At 65.9% G+C, this 13,858-nt stretch carries 12 protein-coding genes; 7 read left to right on the forward strand and 5 right to left on the reverse strand.

Annotated elements, in window-relative coordinates; translation table 11 throughout:
- Positions 1 to 138 precede the first annotated feature (138 nt).
- Positions 139 to 1,086, reverse strand: a complete 948-nt coding sequence (locus tag OVY01_RS07030; protein ID WP_267846670.1) for an AraC-like ligand-binding domain-containing protein — start codon at positions 1,084 to 1,086, stop codon at positions 139 to 141.
- A 269-nt stretch (positions 1,087 to 1,355) separates the two neighbouring features.
- Here OVY01_RS07030 and OVY01_RS07035 point away from each other — a divergent pair, with 269 nt between their 5' ends.
- From OVY01_RS07035 to OVY01_RS07055, 5 genes are all read left to right on the forward strand, one after another.
- Complete coding sequence (locus tag OVY01_RS07035) at positions 1,356 to 2,228, forward strand: transporter (protein ID WP_267846672.1); 873 nt, start codon at positions 1,356 to 1,358, stop codon at positions 2,226 to 2,228.
- Positions 2,229 to 2,287: 59 nt separating this feature from the next.
- The gene (locus OVY01_RS07040) at positions 2,288 to 3,340 is read left to right on the forward strand and encodes a carbon-nitrogen hydrolase family protein (RefSeq protein WP_267847698.1); all 1,053 of its coding nucleotides are present in this window, start codon (positions 2,288 to 2,290) and stop codon (positions 3,338 to 3,340) included.
- 46 nt (positions 3,341 to 3,386) lie between these two features.
- Complete coding sequence (locus tag OVY01_RS07045) at positions 3,387 to 4,451, forward strand: phenylacetaldoxime dehydratase family protein (RefSeq protein ID WP_267846673.1); 1,065 nt, start codon at positions 3,387 to 3,389, stop codon at positions 4,449 to 4,451.
- 137 nt (positions 4,452 to 4,588) lie between these two features.
- Entirely contained in the window at positions 4,589 to 6,124 is a 1,536-nt protein-coding gene (locus OVY01_RS07050) for a methyl-accepting chemotaxis protein (protein ID WP_267846674.1), read from the forward strand.
- Between the two features lie 127 nt (positions 6,125 to 6,251).
- On the forward strand, positions 6,252 to 6,710 hold the full coding sequence (locus tag OVY01_RS07055) for a zinc-finger-containing protein (protein ID WP_267846675.1): 459 nt from the start codon (positions 6,252 to 6,254) through the stop codon (positions 6,708 to 6,710).
- A 64-nt stretch (positions 6,711 to 6,774) separates the two neighbouring features.
- Here the strand turns inward: OVY01_RS07055 and OVY01_RS07060 are convergent, their stop codons facing one another.
- Both OVY01_RS07060 and OVY01_RS07065 read right to left on the reverse strand, forming a co-directional pair.
- Positions 6,775 to 7,797 carry a PDR/VanB family oxidoreductase gene (locus OVY01_RS07060; RefSeq protein ID WP_267846676.1) on the reverse strand — a complete coding sequence of 341 codons (1,023 nt, stop codon included), beginning with the start codon at positions 7,795 to 7,797 and terminating at the stop codon, positions 6,775 to 6,777.
- Between the two features lie 15 nt (positions 7,798 to 7,812).
- Positions 7,813 to 9,354 carry a Rieske 2Fe-2S domain-containing protein gene (locus tag OVY01_RS07065; protein ID WP_267846678.1) on the reverse strand — a complete coding sequence of 514 codons (1,542 nt, stop codon included), beginning with the start codon at positions 9,352 to 9,354 and terminating at the stop codon, positions 7,813 to 7,815.
- Positions 9,355 to 9,642: 288 nt separating this feature from the next.
- Between OVY01_RS07065 and OVY01_RS07070 the strand changes: the two genes are divergently transcribed.
- Positions 9,643 to 10,359, forward strand: coding sequence for a GntR family transcriptional regulator (locus OVY01_RS07070; RefSeq protein WP_267846679.1), 717 nt, complete (start codon positions 9,643 to 9,645; stop codon positions 10,357 to 10,359).
- Between the two features lie 30 nt (positions 10,360 to 10,389).
- Here the strand turns inward: OVY01_RS07070 and OVY01_RS07075 are convergent, their stop codons facing one another.
- Together OVY01_RS07075 and OVY01_RS07080 are read right to left on the reverse strand one after the other, a co-directional pair.
- Complete coding sequence (locus tag OVY01_RS07075) at positions 10,390 to 11,799, reverse strand: MFS transporter (protein WP_267846681.1); 1,410 nt, start codon at positions 11,797 to 11,799, stop codon at positions 10,390 to 10,392.
- Between the two features lie 140 nt (positions 11,800 to 11,939).
- Positions 11,940 to 12,782 (reverse strand): class II aldolase/adducin family protein, encoded by an 843-nt coding sequence (locus OVY01_RS07080; protein ID WP_267846682.1) that lies wholly within the window; start codon positions 12,780 to 12,782, stop codon positions 11,940 to 11,942.
- 115 nt (positions 12,783 to 12,897) lie between these two features.
- Here OVY01_RS07080 and OVY01_RS07085 point away from each other — a divergent pair, with 115 nt between their 5' ends.
- Positions 12,898 to 13,851 (forward strand): LysR substrate-binding domain-containing protein, encoded by a 954-nt coding sequence (locus tag OVY01_RS07085; protein ID WP_267846683.1) that lies wholly within the window; start codon positions 12,898 to 12,900, stop codon positions 13,849 to 13,851.
- Positions 13,852 to 13,858: the final 7 nt, after the last annotated feature.

Here is a 13,858-nt window from a genome sequence, read left to right on the forward strand (position 1 = left end):
ATGCATTGTAAATGATAACTGTTATCATTTACAAATGGTAACAGTGTGTCATGGAACTTTTCGGTGCACGGCCAGGGCGGCATGGCCGCGACGCCGGTTCACGCGGCCCGTGATATCGCTGTCCCGTTGCATCGCGGGCTAGGACGCGACATGGTCCGCTCGATAGGCGCGTGCGCTCGTGCCGAAGTGTTGGCGAAATGTCGCGCTGAAGTGCGAAAAGTTGTTGAATCCCCAGGAAAATGCCACGTCGTTGATGGTCCGATGGCGCATGCCGGGTGCCCGGAGATCCTCGGCGCACCGTTCTAGCCGGCGCGCGAGCAGGTAGCGCCCGAACGACGTTCCCTCGTCGCTGAACAGGTCGTTGATGTAGCGGCCCGAAACATGGAGCCGCGCGCTCAACCCGGCCAGCCCGAATTCGCCGTCGCGAAGGTGCGATTCGGTCAATTGCTTGATACGGAACAGGCGTGTCGCGCGTGGCGCGGTCGACATCGCGTCGGCCGGTTGCCTCGATTGCAGCGCCATCGCCAGCAGGTCGACCGCCTGCTGGGCGATCCGGTCGGTTTCGAAGGCCGTATCGTGATCCGCGAAGCGCCCCAGCGCCAATAGATAATCGCGCGTCAATTGCACGAGGGGGTCGCGCCCTTCCAGGAAGGTCGCGGTCACGTGCTCCGTCATCCCCAGCCGCTCCTTGAGCAGCAGACGCGGGATCTGAATCACCGCTTGCGAGAACGGCGCGTCGAAGTGCAGTTCATAGGGCCGCGCCGTGTCGTACACCGCGAAGCCGCCCACCTCCAGGCGCGCTTCGCGGCAATCCTGACGCAGGATGCCGTGCCCGGTGGTCCCGATGCTGACCAGGATGTATTCGTCATGACGCACATGGCGCGTCGCCGGACGGCTGACGGATTGGCCGCCCGCCTCGACATGCGTGTACGACAACGGTCCGACCCGGTTTTGCTTCAGACTGCCGCGAAACGGCGATGGGTCGGCGATCCGGCAGTCGAGTTCGACGAATGCGGCGCTGATCGCGTCGCGCCAGAAACGGGCACGCTGCGCCGGGTAGACGCCTTCGGTGGTAATCGTCGTCATGTTCCGCCATCCTGGGCCCGCGTCCCGCGACGGGACGCTTCCATGCGTCGCATTCTACGGCCAAAAAAATAATGCGATAACGGTCCGCCAGCAATTCGGCGAAGGACATTTTTTGTTCCCTCTCACCAAAGTCCGTCGAAATTTCGCTGGCTACAGTTCGCTTCGCCGTCAGTACGGCGCCACTGCGCCTACCGCGCCGCCGAACGCGGGGCGCGCCGAACGCTGCCGCCCACACGACCAGGAGAACGACTTTGGCTGTCCTACGCTGCATGCGCTCGCACACTGTATGTTTTATCGCGTTGGCCTGTTGCGCGGCGCAGGGCGCCCATGCGCTGGAGGTGGCGCCCGGCGATTACGAAGCCTATCCGCCCAACGCCAACATCGCGCTGCTGTACTACCAGCACGCCGAAACCAGCCGGTATTATCAAGACGGCCGGCGTACGTCGAACGATTTCGGCACCACGAGCGATATCGGCTTGTTCCGATACATTCATCCGCTGGCCCTTGCGCCGCATATCGTCCTCGATCCGCAATTCATTTTGCCGTTCGGTCATCTGTCCACGTCGGGCGATGCGTCCGCCCTCGGCGATCGAACCGGCGTCGGCGACCTGATCGTTGGCGCCCCCGTCAAATTCGTGCTGGACGAACGGGCCCGCAACACGGCGTCGATCGGTCCTTTTCTTTACGTGCCGACCGGATCCTACGACGCATCGCGCGCGCTGAACATCGGCGAACATCGCTGGAAGTTCCTGCTTCAGTTCGCCTATATCCACCATTTCAACGACACGTGGGCCGTCGACACCGTGGCGGATGTGCAATTCGCGGGACATAACCGCGATGCGACGGTCACGGGCGGCACGCTGGCCGAGAAACCGCGCTACGAAGCGCAGGCCTACGTCCGCTACACCCTGAGCGGCACGACGACGCTGTGGGGCGGCGGCGGTTATGTCGCCGGCGCGCGGCAGACGCTCGACGGCGTGGATGAGAACAACCGGCTGTCGACATCGTACGGGCGGCTGGGCGTCACCCAATTCATGACGCCGACCACGCAGGTTCAGGCGATCGTCGGTTCCGATCTGTCCGTGCACCAGGGCAGCCGCGAACGGCTGCGGATCGACCTGCGCCTCGCCAAGGTCTTTTGAGCGCGCGCTCGCCCGAGCGCCGCGCCGTCATTCAACCGGAGTTTACCGTGGTCAATGAGATGTCATCCTTCAAGGCCGCCGCCGTTCAGGCCGCGCCGGTCTTTCTCGATCTGGACGCGACGATCGAGAAATCGATCGCGCTGATCGAGCAGGCCGCGAACGCCGGCGCCCGCATCGTCGCGTTCCCGGAAACCTGGCTGCCCGGCTATCCGTGGTGGATCTGGCTCGGCTCGCCGGCATGGTCCATCGGACGGGGATTCGTCCAGCGCTACTTCGCGGCGTCGCCGACGCCCGATCATCCGCAGATCGAACGGCTGCGCCACGCGGCCAAACGCGCCGGCATTCACGTCGTCATCGGCGTGTCCGAACGCGACGGCGGCAGTCTCTATATCGCGCAATGGCTGATCGGCTCGCACGGCGAATGGATCGCGCGGCGGCGCAAGCTGAAGCCGACCCACGTCGAACGCACCGTTTTCGGTGAAGGCGACGGCAGCGATCTGTCGGTGCATCAACTCGATATCGCCCGCGTGGGCGCGCTGTGCTGCTGGGAGCATCTGCAACCCCTGTCCCGTTATGCGATGTATTCGCAAAACGAACAACTGCACGTGGCCGCCTGGCCGAGCTTCTCGCTGTACGAGGGTCTCGCCCATGCGCTCGGGCCGGAAGTGAACAACGCCGCGAGCCGGATGTACGCCGTCGAGGGGTCCTGCTATGTGCTGGCGCCTTGCGCGGTCGTGTCGCAGGAGATGATCGATCTGCTGTGCGATACGCCGGACAAGGCGGCCTTGCTGCGCGCCGGTGGCGGTCACGCGGCGATCTACGGTCCCGACGGACGCACGCTGTCCGAGCCGCTGCGCCCGGACGAAGAAGGGTTGATCCTGGCGGATATCGATCTGTCGATGATCGGCGTGGCGAAAGCCGTCGCGGACCCGGCCGGTCACTACAGCCGCCCCGACGTGACGCGCCTCTGGTTCGACGACCGGCCGTCGCGTGCGGTCGTGCGGCCGCGCGCGACCGATGACGGCCCGCGATTCCCGGAAGCCGGCGCCGGACATCCGGAGCGCGAGGACGCATCGGGATGCGTGGCGTCGGCGGCCAGCGCGGGCGAGTGATCTCCGCCGTCCCCCACTTCGAACCCTGTTACGGATCACACTTTCCATGGAATCGGCTATCCCTCGGCATCTGCAATGCCCGCGCACGCTGCAAAGGCGCGTCGACGACGGCTACACGCCGCCGTTCCCGGCGTGGACCGCGCGCCCGTCGCGCCCCGGTCAGACGATCGTGATGGCGCTGCTCGGCGTACAGGCATGCGGCGCTCACGCGGAGCGCGACGCCTGCGCGGGCCTGCGCCAGATCGTCGCCGGCCTGCATGCCCATGGCGCGCCGCTGCATTGCGACGTCGCCCACCAGGTGGATGAATGCGGCTACGTCACGATGATCGCCATCACCTATTGGCGCGACGTTGCCGCATACGACGCCTGGGCCGGCCGCCCGGACATCGACGCCTGGTGGCGCGCGCCGGCGCGCCTCACGGACGGCGTGGGCTGGTTCCGCGAGGTCCTCGCGCCTGCCGAGCAACGGTACGAGACCCTGTTCAGCGCGCCGGACCGGCTCGAAGCCGGCGGCGCCGCACTGGGCCGATTGAGTCAGGAGATCATGGAGCACGGTTACTGGGGATCGATGCGCGACCGGCTGCCGCTGTCCCAGACCGATCCCCTGAGCGCGAGCGGCGCGCTCACGATCATCGACGGCGCACCCGGGCCCGGTGCGCGCGTACGCGTGGCGGGACACGCCAATCTGGCGGTGATCCGTTCGGGTCAGGATTGGAGCGACACGGCGGGCGAGGAGCGTCGGCTGTACTGCGACAACATCGCGCCGGTGCTGCGCGCCGGAATGGATTTCCTGCGCGACGCGGGAACGAGCGTCGGTTGCTACGCGAACCGGTACATGCAGCAGCGGGACGTCGCGGGCCGGCCGGTGGAAAAGACCTTTGGCCTGAGCTACTGGCATTCGTTGACCGAACTCGAACGCTGGGCGGAATCCCACGCCACGCACGTCGCGATTTTCGGGACCTTCATGCAGGTGGTGCAGGAACTGAATTTTGCGTTGCGGCTGCGGCTTTATCACGAAGTGGCCGTTTTGACGTCGGGGCAACAGCGCTACGAGTACGTGAATTGCCATGCACGGTCCGGCATTCTGAACGGGCTGCCGCGGGAATCGTAGGCAATCCCGATGTGAGCGAAACATAGGCCGCTTCCGCCATGACGCAAAAATTCGGCAATTTCGGAAAAAGTCCTCAAGTATCGTGTGCATCCGGTCGCTATCTCGATATTTAATCGATCGGGCTGGTGGTGAAGAACATGAAAATAGGCATGCGTCTGGCGGCAACTTTTGGTGCAGTCCTGGGTTTGCTGCTCGTCATTTGCATCTCGGTCAGCCTGCAAATGGCCCGGATGAATGACAACACGCAGGCGATCGTTTCGGATCTGGTCGTCCGGCAACGCCTCGTGGCGGATTTGAAGCAGGGTACGTATTCGGTGGCGTTGCTGATGTATCGCGCGCTCGACGAGAAGACCCCCGAAGGTCAGAAAGCGCTGGTCGCCAGGCTGACCGCCCGGATCAATGTCAACACGCAGAATTACGGCAAGCTCGAAGCGCTGATGGCGACGCCGGCCGACAAGGCGGCGTTCGCGGACATGGTGCGCGTTCGCACGATCTACTCGCAAGCCTTGAAGCCGGCCTACGCGCAGATCGACGCGAACGACGTGGCGGGCGCGCGCGCGACCTTGTCGAACGTCGGAGAGTCCCAGCGGGCGACATTCGCCGCGCTGGACGACTTCGGCAGGCTCCAGCAACGGGCGATGGACCAATCGGTGGCGGACAGCGTCTCCGCTTACGGTACCGCTCGCGCCGTTCTGTGGGGCGTCGCGGCCCTGGCCTTCGTCATCGCGATTTTCCTGTGCATCGTTGTCACCCGTACGATCGTCGAGCCGCTGCGGCGCGTGATGGCCGGTGCCGAACGGCTGGCCGATGGCGATCTGTCGGTGCGCATCGACGTGGCCCGGCGCGACGAGACCGGCATGCTGGCGGGGTCGCTGAATCGGGCGATCGGCCAGCTCGCGCAGATCGTCGGCGGCGTCAAGCAGGCGAGCGACGCGATTTCCACCGCGACGCTGGAACTGTCCGCGGGCAATACCGATCTCGCCCAGCGCACGGAAGAGCAGGCGGCCTCGCTCGAACAGACCGCGGCGAGCGTGGAAGAGTTGACCGCCTCGGTGCGCCAGAATTCGGAAAACGCGAAGCAGGCCAATCAGGTGGCCCTCACGGCGAGCACGACGGCTCAGGCCAGCACCGCGACGATCGGCGAGGTCGTCGACGTCATGGGCGGGATCGCGCGCCAGTCGCAGCAGATCGCGGGCATCGTCGAAACCATCGAGGGCATCGCCTTCCAGACGAATATCCTGGCGCTGAACGCGGCGGTCGAGGCCGCGCGCGCCGGTGAACAGGGGCGGGGCTTCGCGGTGGTGGCGTCGGAAGTCCGGGCGCTGGCGCAGCGCAGCGCGGCGGCGGCCAAGGAGGTCAAGCGCGTGGTCGACGATTCCGTCTCGGGGATGGCGAACGGCGTGCAACTCGCCGAGCGCGCGGGCAATACGATGCGCGATCTGAGCAGCACCGTGGGCAAGGTGACGGATCTGATGGGCGAGATCGCGGCGGCGTCGGCAGAGCAGAGCCAGGGTATCGATCAGGTCAACCAGGCGGTGTCGCAGATGGACCAGATCACGCAGCAGAATGCCGCGCTGGTGGAGGAAGCGTCGGCCGCGGCGCAATCAATGAAAGACCAGGCCAACGGCCTGAACGCCGCGGTGGCGACCTTTACGCTCGACATCGTGCGTTGAGGGCGTATAGGCGGGCGGGTCCGACGCCGCCCGCTGCGCGGTCAGCGGTGAAAATCGCCTATCATGCGTCTGACCGCCACTTCGATTTCTACTCCATGCCGCGACACGCCATCTTCCGGGGAATGTCATGCGCGTAGGCCGCCCGGTGGCCGCGCCGCCCCAACCGGTCTGCGACTATTGCCAGGCGCATGCGGTGCTCGCGCGCTTCGGCGACGCGGCCTATCCGTATCGGGACGATCACGGCGCGTTGTGGCTGTGCGCGGCCTGCGAGGCGTGGATCGGCGTGCGCGCCCGCAGCACGCGCCACGTTCCGCTCGGGCGGCTCGCCAATCCCGCGTTGCGTGACGCGAAGGCGCGTCTGCACGCGGTGCTGGAACCGCTGGCGCAGGCGAAGGTCCGGCGCGACGGGGTCAATCCGTTCGAGGCGCGCGCCAAGGCGCTGCGCTGGGCGGCGGGCGAGGCGGGCCTGGACGGCGCGACACACAGCCTGCATGGCCTTGCGCTGGACGACTGCGAGCGGGTGATCGCGCAGGTCGAGGCGTTCCTCGCCGCACGATCGGCAGCGCAACCGGCAAAGCGATCGTAGCGTGGCAGGCGCGGCGGCACAGGCGGCGCCCCGAACGGCCCCGACGCGTCGCCGTGGTGGTGCGTCAAAGGTCCAGCACCAGCACCTTGCTGGTGGCGCGCGACACGCAGGTCGTCAGGAACTGCGTTTTTTCCTCGTCGCTCAGGATGCAGTCCTGGTGTTCCACCGTTCCCGACAGATAGCGGACCTTGCAGGTTCCGCACAGCCCCGCGCGACATGAGGTTTCGATGGCGACGCCGGCTTCCTCGAGCGCGTCGGCGATGCTCTGGTAGGGCCCCACGGCGATCGCCTGGCCCGTACTCGCGATCTCGACGCTGAAGCCGTCGATGGCGTGCAGGGCATCGGTTTCCTCGTTCGTCGGATTGAAGGAAACGGCCGGCTCGGGTGCCTTGAAGTGTTCCGAATGCACCGTGCCCGCCGGCCAGTGCGCCGCGGCGCCGGCGCAGGCTTTCATGAATCCGCCGGGCCCGCAGTAGTAGAGATGGGTGCCCGGCGCGGGGTCGCTCAGCAGGCGCGCGATATCGAGCCCGGCGGACGGCACGCCGCCGTCGAAATGAAAGTGCAGACGGCCGCGGCGTTCCTGCTCGGCGAATTCGCCGCCGAACGCGGCGTGGGCGCGATCCTTCGCGCAGTAGTGCAGTTCGTAGTCGCCCCCTTGTTCCTCGAGACGGTGGGCCATGGCTTTCAGCGGCGTGATGCCGATCCCGCCCGCCAGCAGAATGACTTTCTTCGCGTGCGCGTCCAGCGCGAAATGATTGCGCGGGGGGCTGACCGGGACGACGTCCTGTACGTGCAGGCCGCCGTGCAGCGCTTTCGAGCCGCCACGCCCCGCTTCGTCGCGCAGTACCGCGATGACGTAGCGATGCCGTTCGTGCGGCGCATTGCTCAGCGAGTACTGGCGGACCAGACCGCCTTCCATGTAGACGTCGATATGCGCGCCGGCATCGAATGCGGGAAGCGCCGCGCCCGCGGGATCGACCAGCTCATAGGAGTTGATGCCGGCGGCTTCGAAGCGGATCTGCCGGACCAGCAGATGCAGCAGGCCTTTGCCGCCGTCGGGCGGCGAGGGAAGGGTGTCACTTGCCATGGCTTTTTCCTGTCGTCACGCCTTGCTGGCCTGCTCCAGTTCGTCGAATTTCTCGCGAACGAAGTCGGCGCGCTCGGCGCCCTTGAACCGGTCGCTCTCGGTGAGAATCGCGACGATGCGCCGGGTGATGCCGCGCCGCTGCGCGACTTCCTTCTCGACCGTATCGGCTTCCGGAATGTCGAGCACGTTTCCCGAGCAATAGCTGTTCGGCGCGCTGTGCTGTTCGCGCAGCCAGTCGGCGAAATGCGCCGCCGACGCCGCCGGATTGGTGCCGCGCACCGCGTCGCGCAGCATCTTGCGGAACAGGAACAGGCCGGCGTCGAACTTCGTCGGGTTTTCGAGCGAATGCACGGCGATGGGACGCTGGCTGATGATCGCTTCGTAATCGCCCGGGGCGTATTGCGCGGCTTTGTAGCCTTCGCGCGCGCGGTGATCGGTGGGGATGGAGACGATGTCGTCGATGGTGTGCCCGTCGAAGCGCTCGGGGCGCCGCAGCGCCACCTGACCTTCGAGAAAGTCGATCGATTCATACCCGACCAGATCCTTCCTGCCGATGCCGCGGGTATCGATGCCGGGGCCCATCACGCGCCAGCCGATCATCTTGCTGTTCTCGTCGTCGACGGGAACGGTCCAGCGGACGATATGAAAACGGCTGAAGAGCTTCTTTCGCGCGCCGTCCTCGGACGTGTACGCGTGCAGGCTCAGGTTCGGCAGCACCTGGTGCTGCACGCGCACGAACAGGCGATCCTTGTCGACCCGGCGCGCGCCCGCGCAGGCCAGTCCCCGGCCCTGGTGGATGGGCACGAAATGCATGTCCGGCGCGACTTCCATCGACGCCGCGCCGACTTCATCGAACGTGGTGCCCTGGTAATGGCCGCCCACCACGTTCTTGCCCGCGTGCAGCGCGGTGGGGTGATAGTTGTCCGCGGCGTTGTCCTGCACCTGCAGCCAGTTGCAGTGCTGGAAGTTGCTGTAGGGCACGAGTTCGTCCGTGGGCGCCACGGTGAAGTCGCCTTCCCATTCGGGAAACGGCGGCTCGCTCTCGGGCGGTCCCATATAGGCGAAGATCAGCCCGTGCCGCTCGATCGCCTTGTATGCGCCCTGCTGGATCGAGCACGCGTATTTCTCCGCTTCCTTTTCCTCGCCCTTGGGAAAGGGCACGTGCAGACAGGAGCCGTCGACGCCGAACACCATGCCGTGATAGCAGCACTTGATGCCGTGTTCCTGAATCGCGCCGTATTCGAGCGACGCGCCGCGGTGCACGCAATGCGCATGCAGGACACCGATGGCGCCGCTGCCATCGCGAAACGCCACCAGTTCCTCGCAAAGGATCTTCAGATAACGCGGGGTATCGGTAAGTTCGATCGCCATGCATACCGGATGCCAGAACCCGCGCATGTATTCGCCCATCGGCGTGCCGGGCCCGGTTTCCGTGAGCTCGGGATCGTGCCCCGGTATCTTGCTGGTGTGGTAGCCACCGAACGGCACCAGTTTCCTGACGACCTGGGCGCCGCCGCTGCTGGTCGCGCCCTCCAGTTTGTCTGACTTGACGCTCATGAGGTGTCTCTCGAAAAAATGCTGCGGGGGATGTCCGATTTTTTGAGTCCTGAACTCTGAACTCTGTATACAGAGATTAGATTCCGAACGTCGATTTGTCTCTAAGTGGAAACGTGGACGTGGGCGGAAGCGGGCGGGAGCGGGCGGAAGCGGGCGCGGCACCGCGTACGCGTTCCGGAGCCGATGCCGGCCTCCCGTCGTCCACCCGGCATCGACCATCGGCATTGACCATCGATAGCCCACGCGGGTACCCTGCATGATTCCGTATCGAACGCGAACCCCATTCCCATGCAGGCGAAACTGATCAAGATACAAGCGCGGACCGACTACGTGGACGAGGTCTATAAAGTGCTGCTCGATGCGATCAGCGAGGGGTCGCTGGCACCCGGCACGCGCATCACCCAGGAGGAGATCGCCGAGCAGCTGGCGGTGTCCCGCTCGCCGGTGTTGCAGGCGCTGCGTCTGTTGAAGAAGGACGGACTCGTGCAGGATGCGCCCGGGCGCGGCTTGCTGGTGGCGCCTTTGGACGTGGAGTGGATCGGCCATCTGTATGAAATCAGGGGCGCGCTGGATTCGCTGGCGGCGCGTCTGGCCGCGGAGAAATCCGCCCGGATCGACAAGCGCCTGATCGCCGACGGCCGCAAGGCGGCGCGCGGCAGCGACGTCAAGGCCATGATCGAGGCGGACGGCAATTTCCATATGGCCATCTACATGGCGTCCGGCAATCCGCTGATCGCCGAGACGGCGCGCATGCACTGGGTGCATCTGCGCCGGGTGATGGGGGCCGTCCTGCAGGTTTCCGCCCAGCGCAGAGCGATCTGGGACGAGCATGCGGCAATCGCCGCTGCCATCGCGCAGGGCGCGGTGGCGCTCGCGGGGGAGCTGTCCGAACAGCATGCGAGCCGGGCGCGGACGAATCTCGTGCAGCGGCTCGGCGAAGTGCTGGGCGCGGCGTCCGACGGCGCGCATGGCGAGGACCGGGCGGACGACCTGCACGCGGGGTGAGATCGCCGGGGCCGGCATGCCGCGCGGGGCTCAGCCCAGCGAGCGCACCGATTGCGCCGGCTGCGGTGTCGCCGACGCGGGTTCGACCGTGGGCAGGGTGGCCACGCCACCGGCGAGGGCGCCGCGCTCCCGCTTGGCTGGGTTGTTGACCAGGTGGGCGGGCACGGCGAACAGCACCAGCGCGCTGCCGATGAGCAGACTGACCGACAACCCGAACACGCCGTTGCCGGTGGAGCCGGTGGCGGTCTGGATCAAGCCGATGACGTAGGGGCTGACGACGCCCGAGATACCGCCCACCGAATTCGCGAGCGCCAGGCCGGCCGCCGCCGCGGTGCCGCCCAGGATCGCCGGCGGCAGAACCCAGAATTGCGAGATGGTGGTGATGACGCCGCTGGTGGCGATGGTGAGGAAAATCATCGCGATCACGGTCGAGTGCGCATAGGTCACGCTGAAGTACAGCCCGATCGCGCCGACGACGCCGGGGATCGCCAGATGCCAGCGACGCTCGCCGGTGGCGTCGGAGCGCTGGCCGACGAACAGCATGCAGAGCGTCGCGGCCGCATACGGCACCGCGGTCAGCAGGCCGATGTTCAGCGGATCGGACACGCCGCTTGCCTTGATCAGGGTGGGCAGCCAGAAGGTCACGCCATAGAGACCCATCGCATAGAAGAAATAAATGGCGCTGAGCAGCAGGATCTTCGGATGCAGCAGGCCGTCGCGCAGGGAATGCATCTGCTGCGGGGGCGTTTCACGTTGCAGCCGGTCCGCCACCAGGGCTTTTTGCGCGGGGGACAGCCATTTCGCGTCGCTGACCTTGTCATCGAGATAGAAAAACGCGATGCAGCCGAGGAGGGCGGTGGGCAGGCCTTCGAGCAGGAACAGCCACTGCCAGCCGGCGAAGCCGGCCGCGCCGCCCAGCGCGTGCATGATCCAGCCCGACAGCGGGCCGCCCACCACGCCGGACATCGGAATGCCCGTCATGAACAAGGCGATGACCTTGCTGCGCCGCGACGGCGGAAACCAGTAGGTCAGATACAGCAGGATGGCCGGGAAGAAGCCGGCCTCGGCCAGGCCGAGCAGAAAACGGGCGATGTAGAAGGTCAACGGCGAGCGCACGAACATCATCGCCGCGGAGATCAGGCCCCAGGTCACCATGATGCGGGCGATCCAGCGGCGGGGACCGACGCGCAGCAACAGCAGATTGCTGGGGATTTCGAAGAGCAGATAGCCGACGAAGAACATGCTGGCGCCGGCGCCGTAGATGGCGTCGCTCAGGCCCAGATCCTTGAGCATCTGCAGCTTGGCGAAACTGACGTTGATACGATCCAGATAGGAACATAGATAGCAGATGAAGACGAAAGGAATCAGCCGCCACGCGATCTTCGCGTAGGTCGCCGATTCCTCGGTCTGCGCACCCGCCGCAGAACGAACGAAACTCATGGCTTGTCTCCTGGAGTTCTGATGATTGTCGAAATGCCCAGCGCTCTGCGGCGCTCTGTCGTTTGCGGTGCGCTACCCGTTTTCTGCCGTTGCTTCCCGCCGCCGGCGCCGCCGGTGTCGCGAACCGGCGCGCCGCCCCCTCAGTCGAACATGTCCGGCTGCGTGGCCAGGAGCTGATCCCAGATGGTCTGGAAGTGCAGCCAGCCGATGTAGTCGCTGCCCACATGCTCGCGGCTGTAGCGGGCGCGCTCGGGTGTCACCAGCGTGGGGGTGATGCCGGCGGCTGCCACCGCGAGTTGCTGCTGGCAGCAGCGCTCGAGCGCGATGAACCAGAACGCCGCGGACTCGATGCTGTGCCGGCTGGCGGTGAGCAGGCCGTGGTTCTGATGAATCGCCGCCTTCACGCCCTGGAATGCGTTGGCGACCTTATGCCCGGCCTTGACCTCGACGGCGACCTGTCCGGCTTCGTCGCCGATCACCACATGGTCCTCGAAGAAGGCCGCCGCGTCCTGCGAGATGGGGTCCAGCTTCCTGCCGAGCGTCGCGAACGCCGTTCCGTACAGGGTGTGCGCATGGCACATCGCCACGATGTCCTGGTGCGCTTCGTGAACCGCCGCGTGCAGCACGAAGCCGGCCCGGTTGATCGCGTGGCGTCCCTCGACGACCTTGCCGTCGTGGTCCGCGAGAATCAGGTTGGACACCTTCACCTGCGAAAAGTGGACCGCCATCGGGTTGGTCCAGTAGAGCGTCGGGTCTTCCGGATCGCGCACGGTGAGGTGTCCGGCGAAACCGTAGTCGAAGCCCTGCAGCGCAAACGCGCGGCAGGCGCCCACCAGCCGCTCCTTCAGATGCGTGCGGTGTTGCGCCGCGCTGGAGAAGTGGGGGACTTCGGGAAAGATCAGACCCTGCTGTTCGGGTTGATAGATGGATTCCCGGGGCCGGGTTGCGGCCGCTTGCGGTGCTGCCTCCAGAACTGCTGACATCGTCGTTCTCCTCGTGTGCCGGATGGAAAGGCCCCATGTTCCGCGCAGGGTGCCGGCTTGACAAACGAGGGTTGTTCATAGAAAGATGAATGACATTCATGTATGAGGGAAAAACATGAGACGCCTGCCGAGTTTCGTGTTGTTGCGTGCCTTCGAGGCGGCCGCGCGGCTGGAGAGTTTCACGCTGGCCGCCGAGGAGCTGCATCTGACGCAGTCGGCGATCAGTCATCAGGTGAAGGATCTGGAGGCCTATCTGGGTCGTTCGCTGTTTCACCGGCGCAATCGGCGGGTGGAGCCCACGGCGGAGGGGCGCCGGCTGTTCGACAGCCTGGCCCGGGTTTTCGACGTCATCGAAACGGCGTGCAGCGAAGTCGCGCTGGAACCCCGCGCCCAGGTGCTGGCGGTGCATTGCGCGCCGAGTTTCGCCGTGAAGTGGCTGGGGCCCAGGCTGCCTGCTTTCATGCAGGCGCATCCGGACATCACGATCCGCCTGTCGTCGGGCGCCGAACCGATCGACCTGACGCGCGTGCATGAAGTCGACGTTTCGATATCGTACGGGGTCGCGCTCGATCGGCCGGGCCTGCTGATTCATCCGCTGGGAGCGGAGCGCATCGTGCCGATGTGTTCGCCCGCGCTGCTGGATGCGGCGATTTCGCTACGCGAACAGATTACCCGGCTGACGCTGATCGATTCCCAGCTCAGCCGGGTGACCTGGTCGGACTGGTTCGCGCTGAACGACCTGACGCTGCCGATGCGCCCCCGGCCGTCGTTCGACCGCGCCGCGATGGTGCTGTCCGCCGCGCAGGACGGGATGGGCGTCGCGCTCGAAACCACCCGGCTCGCGGAACGCGAGCTGGCGCGCGGCGATCTGGTCGAACTGGGAAGCGGGGCCGGAAGCGGGGCCGGAAGCGGGGCCGGAAGCACGCCGCAAAATGCGTTGAAAGGCGCCGCGTTCGTGCCCCTCGCGCGCGAGACGCACTTTCTGAGCTACCGGGTCAACGAGCGCGGTCAGAACAAGATCCGGTTGTTCCATGCCTGGTTGTGGGCGGAGGCGGGGCTGGCGACGTAGTCCGTCC

It is taken from the genome of Robbsia betulipollinis (genome assembly GCF_026624755.1).
GTDB lineage: Bacteria > Pseudomonadota > Gammaproteobacteria > Burkholderiales > Burkholderiaceae > Robbsia > Robbsia betulipollinis.